The sequence below is a fragment of the Roseateles sp. GW821-FHT09H10 genome (genome assembly GCF_059415865.1).
Genome location: NZ_JBWKOB010000006.1, coordinates 273629 through 287766, shown reverse-complemented (window position 1 = coordinate 287766; position 14138 = coordinate 273629). Strand labels below are relative to the sequence as shown.

Here is a 14138-nt window from a genome sequence, read left to right as displayed (position 1 = left end):
CGGTTTGCTGCTGGCCTTTCTCGACTGCACCCTGGACACCTACCGCCACCAGCTGAGTCGCGGCGGCGAGGTTTGTGCGGTCGAGCCGCTGGTGTTCGACCTGCTGCTGCACCTGGCCACCCACCGTGACCGCACCGTCACGCGCGACGAGTTGCTGGAGCGGCTGTGGCCCGGCAAGGTGGTGACCGACGGCGCCCTCAGCACCGCCATCAAGTCGGCGCGCAAGGCCGTCGGTGACGATGGCCGCGACCAGGCCTGCATCGCCACGCTGCCGCGGCGCGGCTACCGCTTCGTGGCGCCCGTGCGGCTGCTGGACGAGCCCGCGGCGCCCTGCGGGTCGGGCCTCGCCGAGTTGCAGGCACCGGCTCCGCGCGCCTGCGTGGCCGTGATGCCGCTGCGCGACGAGTTCGGCTGGAATGTCGGGCCGGTGCGCACCTACGGCCTGACGCATGACGTCATCGCCTGCCTGGCGCGCCTGCGCAGCGCGGCGGTGATCGCCCACGGCAGCGTGCTGGAACTGCAGGCGCGCGGCCTCGGCGCGATGGAAGCGGCGCGCTGCCTGCAGGCCGACTATGTCGTCACCGGCGCGTTGCGGCCCCACCCGCGGGGCCTGGCGGTAGACGTCGAACTGGCCGACGTGCGCAGCGGCCATGCGGTCTGGGCCGACACCTTCGTCGCCGCCCAGCAGATGCTGCTGAACGTGCTGGACGACGTCGGTCAGGCCATCGCCTCCAGCCTGGCCAACGAGGTGGAGGCGGCAGAGCGCGCCCGCGCCTTGCGGCGGCCCGCCGATTCGCTGGACGCCTGGCTGGCCTACCACCGCGGCCTCTGGCATATGTACCGCTTCGATCGCGACGACAACCAGCGCGCCCGCGACTTCTTCAGCGCGGCCCTGCGCCAGGATGCCGGCTTCTCGGCGGCCCATGCCGGCCTGTCCTTCACCCATTTCCAGGACGCCTTCCAGGGCTGGGGCGATGCCGCCAGCCAGTCGCGGCTGGCCCTGCAGGCCGCCGAGGCCGCGCTGCTGGCCGATGAGCGCCAGCCGGCCGCCCACCTGGCCCTGGGGCGTGCCTGCTGGCTGCTGGAGCGCTCGGACGAGGCGGTGCAGTCCCTGCAGCAGGCCATAGCACTGAGCCCGAGCTTTGCGCTGGCGCATTACTCGCTCGCCTTTGTGCAGGCGCAGTCCGGCGACCCCAGGGCCGCCATCGGCGCCGCCGACCTGTCGCGGCGCCTGAGCCCGCACGACCCGCTGCTGTTCGGCATGATGGGCGCGCGTGCCCTGGCGATGCTTCGCCTCGGCGACTTCGAGGCGGCCGCCGACTGGTTCCTGCAGGCCGCCGCGCGGCCGAATGCGCATGTGCACATCCATGGCATCGCCGCCTGCGGCCTTGCCCTGGCGGGGCGGCTGCCGGAAGCCCGGGCGCAGATCGCGCAGGTCCGCCAGCGGCGGCCGGGCTATGGCGTGGCGGACCTGCTGGCAGCTTTCCGCTTCGAGGCGTCCGCGACGCGGCTGATGCGCGACGGCCTGCGCCGCGCCGGCCTGGATTGAGGCCGGCTCAGCGGCGGCTGCTGCTGCGATAGGCCCAGAAGCGCGGCAGCAGGAAGCCGGTGGCGATGACGCCGGCGAGGCAGATCGCGCCGCCCATCCAGATCGCGGCCGACACGCCCCAGGCATCGGCCATGAAGCCGGCCCGCGCGTTGCCGATCAGCGGGCCCGTCAAATAGCTGATCATCTCGATGCCGGCCAGGCGGCCGCGCAGCGTGTTGGGGATGGTTTCGTTCCAGATCGTGCCGCGGAAGACGCCGCTGACCATGTCGGCGGCGCCGGCGATGGCCAGGCAGACCAGCCCCAGCATCAGGCTGGGCGCAAAGCCCAGCGCCACGATGCCCAGCGCCCACACCGCCGCCGCGATGACGACGGCGCGGCCGTGGCGGCTGACCTTGCCGGTCCAGCCGCTGACCAGGCCGATGATCAAAGCGCCCACCGACATGGCCGACAGCAGCCAGCCCACCGACTCGGTGCGCCCGTCGGCCGCCGCCATGGCCGGGAACAGGGCGACCGGGAAGGCAAAGGCCATGGCGACGATGTCGACGATATAGGTGCCCATCAACGCCGGCCGTGCCCAGGCGAAGCGCAGGCCCTCGGCCAGGTCGGCCAGCAGATGCGGGCGCTCTTCGGGGGCGTCGACCTGGCCGATGGCCTCGCGCGGGATGCGGACGATGAAGAACAGCGCGACGATGAAGCTCGCGAAGTCGAAGATATAGGCGCCGACGGCGCCCCATTTCGCCAGCAGCAGCCCGGCCAGCGCCGGACCGGCCACCATGCCGATGGTGCCCCGCACCGACGACAGGGCCGCCACGGCCGCGTACTCCTCGGGGCGGGCGAACTTCTGCGTCAAGGCCTCCAGCGCCGGGCGATGGAAGCCGCTGGCGCCCTGCAGCACGGCCACCAGCGCATAGATGGCGAGCACGCTGGGCGCGGCGCTCAGTGCGTTCGCCAGCAGGCCGGCCAGGCACAGGGCCATCAGCGCTTCCGAGCCGATCAGCAATCGCTTGCGGTCCACGCGGTCCGCCACCGCGCCGCCGAGCAGGCCGCAGGCGACGACGGGGATCAGCTGCACCAGGCCGAGCAGGCCGACCTGGGCGTTGGAGTGCGTCAGTTCGTAGAGCTGCCAGGGCACGGCCACATAGCTGACCATGGTGCCGAGGCCCGAGATGAACTGGCTGGCGAAGAGGCGGCGAAAGGCGGTGTTGCGGCGCAGCGGCCCGATATCAAGAAACATTCAATCAGCGTGATTGGCCCTCGAAGCGGCTGAAGCGGGCTTCCAGGTCCCATTGCAGGCGGGCCTTGGTGTGGGCGGCGAGGAAGTCGCGGCAGCGGGCACTCCTGGCTTCGCCGCGGCCGGGGCGTTCGCCGGTGCAGGCAGCCACGAAGCGGCCGCTGGCGGTGTCGGCCAGCAGGGCCTGGCCCTCGACAAAGCCGTAGTGGAGCGCATTGCGCGACAGTTGCTTGAAGTCACGGTAGGTCAGCTTGGGGTAGGTCGCTGCCGCGCGCTGGTATTCGTTCGTCAGGTCGATGCGGAACACGCCTTCGTCGTCGGCCGACAGGGCGGTCGGTACGCCGAACTGGCGGTAGAGCAGCCACGGGTGCTGCTCGCCCTTGAGGTCGTGGACGATCGCATTGCTGGTCAGGTTGATCTCGACGGCGATGCCGCGCTTGGCCATGTCGCGCAGCGTGTCGAAGGCGCCGACCTCCAGGCCGATGGCCTCGCCATGGCCGATGCGGCGGGCGCCGGCGATGTCCAGGGCCTGGCGGATGTGGTCCTTGAAGTCCTCGGGCGGCACCAGGCCGAAGCCGAACTCGCCGGCATGCAGGCTGACCTGCACCTCGGGGTAGAGCTTGCTCAAGTGCCCGATGACCGTCATCTGCTCCTTGTAATGGCGCAGCGTGCTGGGATCGTCCTCCGGCGCGACGAGGTTGAGCCCGACATAGCGAGGGTCGGCCTTGACGAGGAGAAAGGCCAGTGCGATCTGGGCATTGACCTGCTCGGGCGGGAAGGTGCGGATGACTTGCGCCAGATAGCGCAGCGTGACGCCGCAGCCCGGCTCGGCCTGGGCCTGGCCGCAATGCGACAGCTCGCGCCAGCGCTTCTCGATGCGGTCCAGCTCGATGCGCGTGTCGGCGACGATCTTGTGCAGGGCCGGGTGACTGGCCCAATCGCGCGCCGGCCGGTCGGCGCGAAAGGCACCGGCCTCGGCCGCGGCGATGGCGCGGGCCTTGTCCATGCCCCAGGACTGCAGCAGCTCCAGGTAGACGGTGTTCTCGGCGCCGCGGCGGTTCAAGGCCTCGCGCAGCATGTCGCCTTCGCGGCCCAGGGTGCCGGGAATGAAGCGGCCGAAGGTGTCGAAGACCTGGTCATGGCCGGACTTCGGTCCGCGCTCGTAGTTGCGCACCGAATAGGCGTCGACGAGCTGGCGGTAGTTGACCGAGTCGGCCGCGTAGTCCTTCATCGGCGGGCGTTGAGCGTCACAGGGCGGATAGCTGATCTGTCCGTTGCCCAGAGCCACGCATTTGCCGTCCTCGGCCGCCCACTGGATGATGTTCTCGGCATAGATGCTGCCGTCCAGGTGGTTGTGCAGGTCGCCGCCCTTGGGGAATTCGGCCATGAACTGGCGCAGCAGCCAGGGACTGGTGCGCAGCTTCTGGAAGGCCTTGGCGGTGCTGGCTTCGTCGGCGTGGGCGAGCGGGCTCAGGGTCAGGGCGAGCAGCAGGAGGGCGAGACAACGCATGGCGGCGATTCAGGCGGTGGTTGTGGCGTTGGCGATCCTAGAGCGCGCCTGCGCGTTTTGCCGGGCAGCAACTGGCTTACAGCTCTGACCAGGCAAGGCAGGACGGGCGAGCTGACGACTGCAGGAACTCTCTCGCTGCAGCCAGGCCAGTTTCGGCCGGTATGAGTGAGTACGCAGGCAGATCAAAGCCATCTGCTTCGCAGCCGCCTGCCTGGAGAAAGCGCGTGCAGTGATCGCCCGCCGCAGGATTCGGGTTCAGGGACTGGAAGCCCGGGTGGTCCGGCGCGGGGAAGTAATGGATGTAGGCCACCGAACCGTTCAGCAGCACGGACAACCAAGGGTGAGGCAGGTCGTGGGAGAAATGGAACGCGGCATAGACGTCTTGCCTCCACTCGGCAAAGGCTGATTCAAGCTCCTCTTCGGTGCGAATCTGCAGCCTGTGGTTCGGAATGATGGTGTCTGCGTTCATGGCCCTTCCACGCCCAGGAAGGCCGCGAGCCGCGCCTTCTCCTCCTCCAGCGCCGCCTTGAACTCAGCATCCCGTGGCGCCTTACCGGCCACATAGCCGCACTCGACCTTCAACGCACCGCCCTTGACGCTGGCATTGGCCCAGCCAATGACCTGGTCGCGCCACAGCAGCGGCAGTGCGTAATGCCCGCGCACCCGCTTGGCCGCCGGCGTGTAGGCCTCGAAGCGGTAGGCCCAGCCCCACAGCAGCTCGAAGCGGCGGCGGTCCCAGACAACGGGGTCGAAGGGTGCCAGCAGCCGCACCTGCGAGGGAATGCGCCAGCCCCGCCTCGGATCCTCGTCGGCCGGCCAGTACCAGTCCACGCCGTCGACCCTGGCATGCGCCAGCCTCTCCTTGGCGCGGGCAAACGTTGGCCTGCGCAGCTCGGTCCATTGGTGGGAGGCGTTGAACAGCATGCTGATCAAGGTGGACAGGCTGCCGGCCGGCAGCGGCGCGTACTTCTGCACCAGCACGTCGGCCATCGCGTCCATGGCGGTCTGCGGGTCGGGGTGGGCTTCCCAGGTCGGCGCCAGGCGGTAGACGCGCGTGCCGCTGTCGCGCCGCACGACGTCGAGGTGGCCGCGGTAGTGCAGGCCGTCCAGCAGCTCCGTGGACAGGCGGCTGTTGCCGCCGAACCAGTTCTTCACCGGGCCATGGCCCAGGGCCGCGTCGACCTCGGCCGGGTGAGCCTCGCCCAGGCGCTCGACCTCGGCCAGCACGGCGTTGGCCAGCTTCCAGCGCGGCTCGTCCCAGACGCGGCGCGCGGTGCGTGGGTGCATCAGCGCGCGCAGCTCGGGCGTGACGAAGCCGTAGTTGATGAAGAAGTCTTCCTGCAGGTTCAGGCGCGGATAGCGGCGCTCCAGGTCGCCGGCCTGGTAGCCCTTGACGCGGTGGCGCAGCGTCAGGTCCTGGGCGCGGGCGGGGGCGCGCAGCGGGTCGGCCTGCACGAAGCCGCCGAGCTTCTCGACGGCTTTGGGCAGCGTGGTGGGCGTGAACAGGCTGCGGGCGACGGCATGGCGGCGCAGGGCCGCGAGATCGAGTTCAGAACCTGGAGACATCGGCGGGCGGCGGCGGCTTGCGGGAGAACATGTCGGCGTCGGCATGCCTGAGCAGGCTCTCGGTGTCCTGGCCGTCGTCGGGATAGAGGGCGATGCCGAAGCTGGCACCGATCTGGAAGTCGGCCGGCGCCAGGCCAGCCAGGGCTTCCAGCGGCGCCTGCATGGCGGCTTCCAGGTGGTTGCGCGCCGCCTCGGCGTCGGCGCGGTTCTCGACCGAGTCCAGCAACAGCACGAACTCGTCGCCGGCATAGCGGGCCACGATGTCGCCGATGCGCACGCCGGCGCGCAGGCGCTGGCCGACTTCCTTCAGCACGGCGTCGCCGACGCCATGGCCGAAGCGCTTGTTGATGTCCTTGACGCGCTCGAGGTCGACGAACATGACGGCGAAGGGCCAGCGGTCGCCGCGGCGGCGCTGCTGCAGGATGCGGTCCTCGATGCGGCGCAGGATGGCGCTGCGGTTGGACAGCCCCGTGAGCTGGTCGGTCAGCAGCCGCCTTTGCATGTCGGCGAAGCTGCGCGCCAGCTCGCCGAGTTCGTCGGTGCGGTGCACCTCGGGCGGCTCGTCCAGCACGCCGTCGCCGACGCGCCGGGCCGCCTCGGCCAGTTCGCGCAGCTCGCGGGTGACGATGCCCAGCACGGCCCAGCCCAGGCCCAGGGCGATGACGACGCCCAGGCCGGCCAGGGCGGCGGCCTGCACGAAGTTGCGCTGCACGCCGGCCAGGAAGTCGGCCCGCGGCACGGCGACGATGATGAGCCAGTTCAGCCCCAGGGCTGGCTCGACGCGGGCATAGCCGAGCTGCACGACGCGGCTGTCGGCATCGGTGAAGCTGGTGGTGCGCGCGGCCGTGCCGAGGGCGTCGGGGCCGGGCGCGGTGCGCTGGCGCACGGCTTCGAAGGCGGCCGTCACGAGGGCGTCGCTGCTCTGGGCGGCGTTCAGGCGCTCGTGCTGGCCAACGGACACCGTCTTCATGTGGGCGCCGCGCGAGACGCCGACGAGCTGGCCATCGGCCTCCACGACCATGGCGACGGCGTTCTGCGTCAGGGCCAGCCGCTGCAGCAGGGCATTGACCTGTTTCAGCGGCAGGTCGGTCGCGGCGACGCCCTCGGGCTCGCCGACGTCGTTGCCGACGCGCTTGGTGCGGGTCGTGACGAGGTCCAGGGTCTTGAAGTCGATATAGACCGGCGTCCAGCTCAGCGAGGCCGGGTTGGCCAGGGCGGCCTGGTACCAGGGGCGCTCGCGCGGCTCGAAGACCTTGTCCTCGACGACGGGCGAGCGCAGGTCGCCCATGATGCCGCTCAAGCGGTAGATGGTGCGCGGGCCCTCGCTCTGGGTGCGGGTGCGGAGCTCGGCTTCCAGCTCGGAGAAGCGCCACAGGCCGAGGAAATGGCCGTGGCGGTCGCCGTAATAGACGTAGTTGTTGGGGTCGCGGTGCACCGAGGTGGCCAGCCAGAAGCGGGTGCGCAGGGTGTCCAGCTCCTTGGGCAGGTTCTCGGGGGCGGGCAGGCCGGTGGGGAAGGCGGCCTCCAGCACGGCGTCGGCGCCGCCGACGTGGCGCTCCAGCGCCACCGAGATGCGGCTCACGGCCTCGACGAGGAGCTGGCCGGACAGGGCGTCCACCGTGTCGCGGCCGGCCCGCCAGGACAGGGCGCCCACCAGCAGCACCAGAGCCAGCACCAGCACGACATAGGGCAGCGTCAGCAGGCTGCGCAGGCTCAGTCGGTCGGTCAGCGTCCTGATCGGCAAGGCGGGAACTCCGGTTGGGTGGGCGGCGGCAGGTTATCAGGGGTGAGCGTCGCGGCGTAGCCCCTCGCGCCCCGTCACGGGGGTGTCCGGCGGGCCGCACTAGAATTCAAGGTTGCCCTGCGGTTTCTCGTAGCCGCCCATCCAAGGAATTCAACGTGTTCATCTCCAACGCCTACGCCCAGGCCGCCCCGGCCGCCGCCAGCCCTGAATCCGGCCTGCTCGGCATGCTGCCCCTGGTGCTGATGTTCGTCGTGCTCTATTTCGTCATGATCCGGCCGCAGATGAAGCGCCAGAAGGAGGCGAAGGCCATGATCGAGGCGCTGGCCAAGGGCGACGAGGTCGTCACCGCCGGCGGCGTCATCGGCAAGATCGCCAAGCTGGGCGACAACTTCGTCCACCTGGAAGTCGCCAATGGCGTGGAAATCCAGATCCAGCGTGGCGCCGTCACCCAGGTTCTCCCTAAGGGCAGCTTGAAGTAACTGGCCCCGCGCCCATCTCCCGGGCCAGCCCCGTCCGGGCGATGGCTACGCCGCCCAGGCGAAGACAAGGAAGTCCCCCATGAACCGCTATCCGCTCTGGAAGTACGCGATCCTGCTCGTCGCGCTGCTGATCGGCACGCTCTACACGCTGCCCAATCTCTTCGGCGAGTCGCCGGCCGTGCAGGTGTCCAGTGCCAAGGTCACCGTCAAGGTCGACGCCGGGCTGGGTACCCGCATCGAGGCGGCGCTGCAGCAGGCCGGCATCAAGGCGGACTTCGTCCAGTTCGACGGCACGTCGATCAAGGCCCGCTTCGGCGACACCGACACCCAGCTGAAGGCCAAGGACGTCATCAGCAAGGCGCTCAATCCGGATGCGGCCGAGCCGAACTACATCGTCGCGCTGAACCTGCTGTCGCGCTCCCCGCAATGGCTGACCAGCCTGCATGCCAACCCCATGTACCTGGGCCTGGACCTGCGCGGCGGCGTGCACTTCCTGATGCAGGTCGACATGAAGGCGGCCCTGACCAAGAAGGCCGAGGCGCTGACGGGCGACGCGCGCACCATGCTGCGCGACAAGAACATCCGCCATGCCGGCATCACCCGCGACGCCAATACCGTCGTCATCGCCTTCCGTGACGCCGAACAGCGCACCGCGGCGACCGAGGTGCTGAAGGACAAGCTGCCCGACGTCACCTGGACGGCCCGCGGCGAAGGCAGTGAACTGCAGTTGACCGGCGCGCTGGCGCCGAAGGCCCAGGTCGCCGTGCAGGAAGCGGCCGTCAAGCAGAACATCACGACGCTGCACAACCGCGTCAACGAGCTGGGCGTGTCCGAGCCCGTCATCCAGCAGCAGGGCCTGGACCGTGTCGTCGTGCAGCTGCCCGGCGTGCAGGATTCCGCCCGCGCCGAGAAGATCATCGGCCGCACCGCCACGCTGGAGCTGCGCATGGTGGACGACGGCAGCGAGGCGCTGGAAGCGCTGAAGGGCAACGGCCCCGTGCCCTTCGGCACCGAGCGCTTCATCGACCGCGGCTTCGGCCCCATCATCGTCAAGCGCCAGGTGGTGCTGACCGGTGATGCCCTGGTCGACGCCCAGACCGGCTTCGACGAGAACCAGCAGCCTTCGGTCGACCTGACGCTGGACGCCAAGGGCGCCCGCATCATGAAGGACCTGTCGCGCGAGAACATCGGCAAGCGCATGGCCATCATCCTGTTCGAGAAGGGCAAGGGCGAGGTCGTCACGGCGCCGGTCATCCGCAGCGAACTGAGCGGCGGCCGCATCAAGATCTCGGGCGCCATGACCACGGTCGAGGCCAACGACACGGCCCTGCTGCTGCGCGCCGGCTCGCTGGCCGCGCCGATGGAAATCATCGAATCGCGCACCATCGGCCCGAGCCTGGGCAAGGAAAACATCGAGAAGGGCATCGCCAGCGTTCAGTGGGGCTTTGCCGCCGTGGCCGCCTTCATGTGCGTCTACTACCTGCTGTTCGGCATGTTCTCGTCGCTGGCCCTGGGCTTCAACCTGCTGCTGCTGGTGGCGGCGCTGTCGCTGATGCAGGCCACGCTGAGCCTGCCGGGCATCGCGGCCATCGCGCTGGTGCTGGGCATGGCCATCGACTCCAACGTGCTGATCAATGAGCGCGTGCGCGAGGAACTGCGCGGCGGCGCCTCGCCCCAGCAGGCCATCCACCTCGGCTACGAGCGCGCCTGGGCCACCATCCTGGACTCCAACGTGACGACGCTGATCGCGGGCATCGCGCTGCTGGTGTTCGGCTCCGGCCCCATCAAGGGCTTTGCCGTCGTGCACTGCCTGGGCATCCTGACCTCGATGTTCTCGTCCGTCGTGTTCTCGCGCGGCCTCGTGAACCTCTGGTACGGCCGCAAGAAGAAGCTCAAGAGCGTGTCCATCGGCCAGGTGTGGAAGCCCGAGCCCGATGCCGTGGCCGAGACCACCGACGCCGCCGCGAAAGTCTGAGGAAGCTGGAACATGGAACTCTTTCGCATCAAGCGCGACCTGCCGCTGATGAAGCATGCGTTGATCTTCAACGTCATCTCCTTCCTCACCTTCGCGGCCGCCGTGTTCTTCCTGGTCACCCGCGGCCTGCATTTCTCGATTGAATTCACCGGCGGCACCGTCGTCGAAGTGGCCTATCCGCAGGTGGCCGAGATCGAGAAGACCCGCCACACCATCGAGAAGATGGGCTATGGCGAAGTCCAGGTGCAGAACTTCGGTTCTTCGCGTGACGTCATGATCCGCCTGCCGGTGCGCCCCGGCGAGAAGCAGACCGAGGTCGTCGGCAAGGTCTTCAGCGAGCTCTGCAAGGCCGAGGCCGGCGTGATCAGCGAGCACCAGGAGGTGACGGCCCAGGGCGAGCAGGTCAGCAAGCAGATCTGCAAGAAGCCCGATGGCGCCGAGCCCATCAAGCTGTCGCGCTCCGAGGTCGTCGGCCCTGCCGTCGGTGCCGAGCTGGCTCTGGACGCCGCCAAGGCGCTGACCGTGACCGTCATCGGCATCATGATCTACCTGGCCATCCGCTTCGAATGGAAGTTCGCGCTGGCCGGCATCATCGCCAACCTGCACGACGTGGTCATCATCCTGGGCTTCTTCGCCTTCTTCCAGTGGGAGTTCTCGCTGGCGGTGCTGGCGGCCATCCTGGCGGTGCTGGGCTACTCGGTGAACGAGTCCGTCGTCATCTTCGACCGGGTGCGGGAGGCCTTCCGCAAGTTCCGCAAGATGAACACCCACGAGGTCATCGACCACGCGATCACCTCGACGATGAGCCGCACCATCATCACCCACGGCTGCACCCAGCTGATGGTGGTGTCCATGCTGCTGTTCGGCGGCCCGACGCTGCACTACTTCGCCGTCGCCCTGACCATCGGCATCCTGTTCGGCATCTATTCCTCGGTTTTCGTGGCGGCTGCCATCGCGATGTGGCTGGGCGTCAAGCGGGAGGACCTGGTGAAGGCCGCCGTGAATCGTGACGACCCCAACGACCCGAACTCCGGGGCCGTCGTGTAGAGTGACCGCAACCATTCACTCCAGCCGCGCAGCCATCACCCGTCCATGACCGCCGCTCGTAACCAGGCCCTGGCGACCCAGGCGCGGCGCGTCTATCTGGAAGCCCTGGTGCGCGGCATGACACCGCTGGTCGCGGCCGTCGGCCAAGGAGCCAGCCAGTTGCTGCTCCAGGCAGCTCCCCACGCCATCATGATGGCGCGGCGCGACGCGGTGCAGGCCTGGCAGAAGCTGGGCCCCAACTGGCAGATGGCCATCGTCGCGGCCCTGCGCCATGCGGCCGTTCACGGCGTGTCCGACAACTCCCGCGAGCACGATTCCACCGTGCCGGCGCAGTCGCTGAAGATGAGCCTGGTCGACGACTCGACCATCGAGCGCGAGATCACCAGCTCCCGCCTGGCCCTGGTCATGATGGATCGCGCCACCTGGGAGTTCACCGACCTGCGCACCCGCATGCAGGCCCTGGAGGCGCACGACGACTTGGAGCCGCTGGACCTGCTGCGCGCCCATGTCGTCGCCCGCGTCGCGCTGGACGCCTGGAGCCGGGTCGGCCTGGACGCCAACATCTGGCAATTGCTGCACCATGAGCTGCACGAGGAATTCGCCCAGCTCATCAGCGAGGCCTATCACGAGACCAATCGCTGGCTGATTGCCCAGAAGGTGCTGCCCGAGGTCGACTTGCGGCCCTTCATCCGCCGCACCGCCCAGGCCGCCAGGGAAGCGACGGCCGCCGCCTCCGGCGTGCCGGCCCCGCCGCCGCCCCCGGCGTCGCCCGGCGCCGGCCTCGGCTCCACCTCCGGCCCGGTGCCCATGGCGCCTGGCAGCCCGGCGGCGCGCAGCAAGGCCAGCACCCAGGCCGACGAGGTCATGGCCCAGCTGCAGCGCGTGCTGGCCCGCCATGTGCCGGGCTTTCCCGTCACCAAGAGCCAGGTGCCGGCCCGCCCGGGTGGCGGCAAGCCCAGCCTGGCCGATGCCGCGCCCAGCCATCCCGGCAGCCTGACCGGCGCGGTCGGCGCGTCGGCCGCTGATGCGCCGGCAGCGGGGTCAAGGCCTTCGCTGGCCGATGCCCCGCCCGTCGCGGCCGCCTCGCCGCGGCTGATGGGGGCGATCAAGCATGCCCAGGAATCCCTGCAGCGCCGGCCAGGTGCCGCCGACACGGCGCCCGGCGCAACCCCGAGCGCCCCGCGCGCGCTGGAGGAGATCGGCGCCCGCAACCAGGCCTTCAAGCAAGTCCTGAAGCAGGCGGCCAGCAACCCGGCCGAGCGCGCGACCATCGAGATCGTCGCGATGATGTTCCAGAACATCCTGACCGAGGAGCGCATCCCGGCCACGGTGCGGGTCTGGTTCGCCCGCCTGCAGATGCCGGTGCTGCGCGTCGCCGTCAGCGAACCCGACTTCTTCGCCGCCGCCGACCACCCGGCGCGTCGTCTCATTGACCGCATGGGCGCCTGCGTGATGGGCTTCAACACCGCCCATGTCAGCGGCCCCGGTTCGGAGCGCGCCAGCAACGACGCGCTGGAGCGCGAGATCAAGCGCGTCGTGCAGGTCGTCGAGGCCTATCCGGACACCGGCCGGCGCGTCTTCGCCACCGTGCTGACCGAGTTCGAGAAGTTCCTCGACCACTATTTCGAGAACGAGAACCAGGCCTCCAAGCGCGGCGTGTCGCTGGCCCAGCAGGTCGAGCAGCGCGAGACCCTGGCCATCCAGTACACCATCGAGCTGCGCAAGATGCTGTCCGAGGTGCCGGTGCAGGACGGCGTGCGCGACTTCCTCTTCCACGTCTGGGCCGACGTGCTGGCCGTCACGGCGGTGCGCGCCGGCGCCCAGTCCGACGTGACCAAGGCCATGAAGCGCGCCGCGGCCGACCTGATCTGGAGCGCCAGCGCCAAGGCCTCGCGCGAGGAGCGCGCCGAGGTCATCCGCCGCCTGCCGCCGCTGCTCAAGACCCTGCGTGACGGCATGAGCCATGCCGGCCTGCCCACCGACAAGCAGGACGAGCATGTGCGCTCCCTGAACAACGCGCTGGCCGCGGCCTTCACGGCCAAGACGGCGGCCATCCCGCGCGAGCGCCTGGACGAGCTGATGGACCAGCTCGAGACGCTGGAGGCCATGCTGCCCGAGGACGTCGACGGCGACACTCATGTCGACGAGATGCTGGTGCGCGACCTGTCCGGCCACGAATCCGAGGGCATGGAAGTCGTCGCCGAGGGCGGCTCGGCGCCGACGCCGGCCATGGTCGCCTGGGCCCGCGAGCTGCAGGTGGGCGGCTGGTTCATGCTGGACTACCGCGGCCGCAACGAGCAGGTGCAACTGGCCTGGCGCGGCCTGCGCAAGCAACTGGCCCTGTTCGTCACGCCCAAGGGCCGCGGCGTGCTGTTCTCGCTGAACCGCATGGCCGCCTTCCTGCAGGCTGGCCTCTTGCTGCCGGCCCAGGACGAGGCCCTGACCGTGCAGGCGACGCGCAAGGCGCTGGCCAAGCTGGATGCCGACCCGGGGCAACTGCTCAAGTGAGTGAGCAGACCCAGAAATGAAAACGGCGCCCAGGGCGCCGTTTCTCATTGCAGACCTTGGCGGTCTAGTGGATCAAGCGCTCTTCCGGCGCGACGAAGAGTTCGTCCAGGATCAGCGCGTCGGGCTCCTCGCCCAGGCTCCAGAACACCATCAGCACGATGATCTTCAGGTCTTCCAGGTCCATGGGATTGCCGGAGATGGCCATGGCGCGGTCGATGACCATCTCGCGCATGGGGCCGGGCAGCACGCCGGCGGATTCCAGGAAGCTGATGAAGCTGATGGACGCCTCACCCAGATGCTCCATCTCGGCCGGTGAATAGACGCGCATGGCGAGCGCGCTCTGCTCGCCCTGGTAGGACTCGCCGGAAGCGGCCAGACCGTCCAGCCAGGAGAGGGCCTCCTGGATCTCGTCGTTCTCGAAGCCCACCGCCGTCAGCTTGCGCGCGAGCTGCGCGTGGTCGGGGCAGGCGTCCGGGCGCCAATAGGTCTCGTAGAGATAAACCAGGACATCGAACATCGTGAGGGGATG

At 69.4% G+C, this 14138-nt stretch carries 11 protein-coding genes; 5 read left to right on the top strand and 6 right to left on the bottom strand.

Features of this window, described 5'->3' with window-relative positions; translation table 11 throughout:
- Positions 1–4: 4 nt before the first annotated feature.
- The gene (locus AC07OY_RS25155) at positions 5–1549 is read left to right on the top strand and encodes a winged helix-turn-helix domain-containing tetratricopeptide repeat protein (protein ID WP_495045328.1); all 1545 of its coding nucleotides are present in this window, start codon (positions 5–7) and stop codon (positions 1547–1549) included.
- A gap of 7 nt (positions 1550–1556) precedes the next feature.
- On the opposite strand, the gene AC07OY_RS25150 is transcribed toward AC07OY_RS25155, so the two are convergent.
- The 5 genes from AC07OY_RS25150 to AC07OY_RS25130 form a co-directional block, all read right to left on the bottom strand.
- Positions 1557–2783 (bottom strand): MFS transporter, encoded by a 1227-nt coding sequence (locus tag AC07OY_RS25150; protein ID WP_495045327.1) that lies wholly within the window; start codon positions 2781–2783, stop codon positions 1557–1559.
- Positions 2784–2787: 4 nt separating this feature from the next.
- On the bottom strand, positions 2788–4290 hold the full coding sequence (locus AC07OY_RS25145; RefSeq protein ID WP_495045326.1) for a hypothetical protein: 1503 nt from the start codon (positions 4288–4290) through the stop codon (positions 2788–2790).
- Positions 4291–4366: 76 nt separating this feature from the next.
- Positions 4367–4759 (bottom strand): Imm1 family immunity protein, encoded by a 393-nt coding sequence (locus AC07OY_RS25140; protein WP_495045325.1) that lies wholly within the window; start codon positions 4757–4759, stop codon positions 4367–4369.
- Entirely contained in the window at positions 4756–5856 is a 1101-nt protein-coding gene (locus AC07OY_RS25135) for a DNA glycosylase AlkZ-like family protein (protein ID WP_495045324.1), read from the bottom strand. The genes AC07OY_RS25140 and AC07OY_RS25135 overlap by 4 nt, the downstream gene beginning before the upstream one ends.
- Positions 5840–7600, bottom strand: a complete 1761-nt coding sequence (locus AC07OY_RS25130; protein WP_495045323.1) for a diguanylate cyclase domain-containing protein — start codon at positions 7598–7600, stop codon at positions 5840–5842. Before AC07OY_RS25130 ends, AC07OY_RS25135 begins: the two co-directional genes overlap by 17 nt.
- A 155-nt stretch (positions 7601–7755) precedes the next feature.
- On the opposite strand from AC07OY_RS25130, the gene yajC reads away from it, so the two are divergent.
- From yajC to AC07OY_RS25110, 4 genes are all read left to right on the top strand, one after another.
- Complete coding sequence (gene yajC / locus AC07OY_RS25125) at positions 7756–8079, top strand: preprotein translocase subunit YajC (RefSeq protein ID WP_495045322.1); 324 nt, start codon at positions 7756–7758, stop codon at positions 8077–8079.
- Between the two features lie 79 nt (positions 8080–8158).
- Positions 8159–10054, top strand: coding sequence for a protein translocase subunit SecD (gene secD / locus AC07OY_RS25120; protein WP_495045321.1), 1896 nt, complete (start codon positions 8159–8161; stop codon positions 10052–10054).
- A gap of 12 nt (positions 10055–10066) precedes the next feature.
- Complete coding sequence (secF, locus tag AC07OY_RS25115; protein ID WP_495045320.1) at positions 10067–11101, top strand: protein translocase subunit SecF; 1035 nt, start codon at positions 10067–10069, stop codon at positions 11099–11101.
- A gap of 45 nt (positions 11102–11146) precedes the next feature.
- Positions 11147–13609 carry a DUF1631 family protein gene (locus AC07OY_RS25110; protein ID WP_495045319.1) on the top strand — a complete coding sequence of 821 codons (2463 nt, stop codon included), beginning with the start codon at positions 11147–11149 and terminating at the stop codon, positions 13607–13609.
- Between the two features lie 64 nt (positions 13610–13673).
- Here the strand turns inward: AC07OY_RS25110 and AC07OY_RS25105 are convergent, their stop codons facing one another.
- Complete coding sequence (locus AC07OY_RS25105) at positions 13674–14126, bottom strand: Smg family protein (protein WP_495045318.1); 453 nt, start codon at positions 14124–14126, stop codon at positions 13674–13676.
- Positions 14127–14138: the final 12 nt, after the last annotated feature.

Coding starts and splice junctions, on each gene's coding strand:
- AC07OY_RS25110 (WP_495045319.1), top strand. CDS start 11,147: ATGACCGCCGCTCGTAACCAGGCCCTGGCGACCCAGGCGCGGCGCGTC.
- AC07OY_RS25105 (WP_495045318.1), bottom strand. CDS start 14,126: ATGTTCGATGTCCTGGTTTATCTCTACGAGACCTATTGGCGCCCGGAC.
- secD (WP_495045321.1), top strand. CDS start 8,159: ATGAACCGCTATCCGCTCTGGAAGTACGCGATCCTGCTCGTCGCGCTG.
- secF (WP_495045320.1), top strand. CDS start 10,067: ATGGAACTCTTTCGCATCAAGCGCGACCTGCCGCTGATGAAGCATGCG.
- AC07OY_RS25145 (WP_495045326.1), bottom strand. CDS start 4,290: ATGCGTTGTCTCGCCCTCCTGCTGCTCGCCCTGACCCTGAGCCCGCTC.
- AC07OY_RS25140 (WP_495045325.1), bottom strand. CDS start 4,759: ATGAACGCAGACACCATCATTCCGAACCACAGGCTGCAGATTCGCACC.
- AC07OY_RS25135 (WP_495045324.1), bottom strand. CDS start 5,856: ATGTCTCCAGGTTCTGAACTCGATCTCGCGGCCCTGCGCCGCCATGCC.
- AC07OY_RS25150 (WP_495045327.1), bottom strand. CDS start 2,783: ATGTTTCTTGATATCGGGCCGCTGCGCCGCAACACCGCCTTTCGCCGC.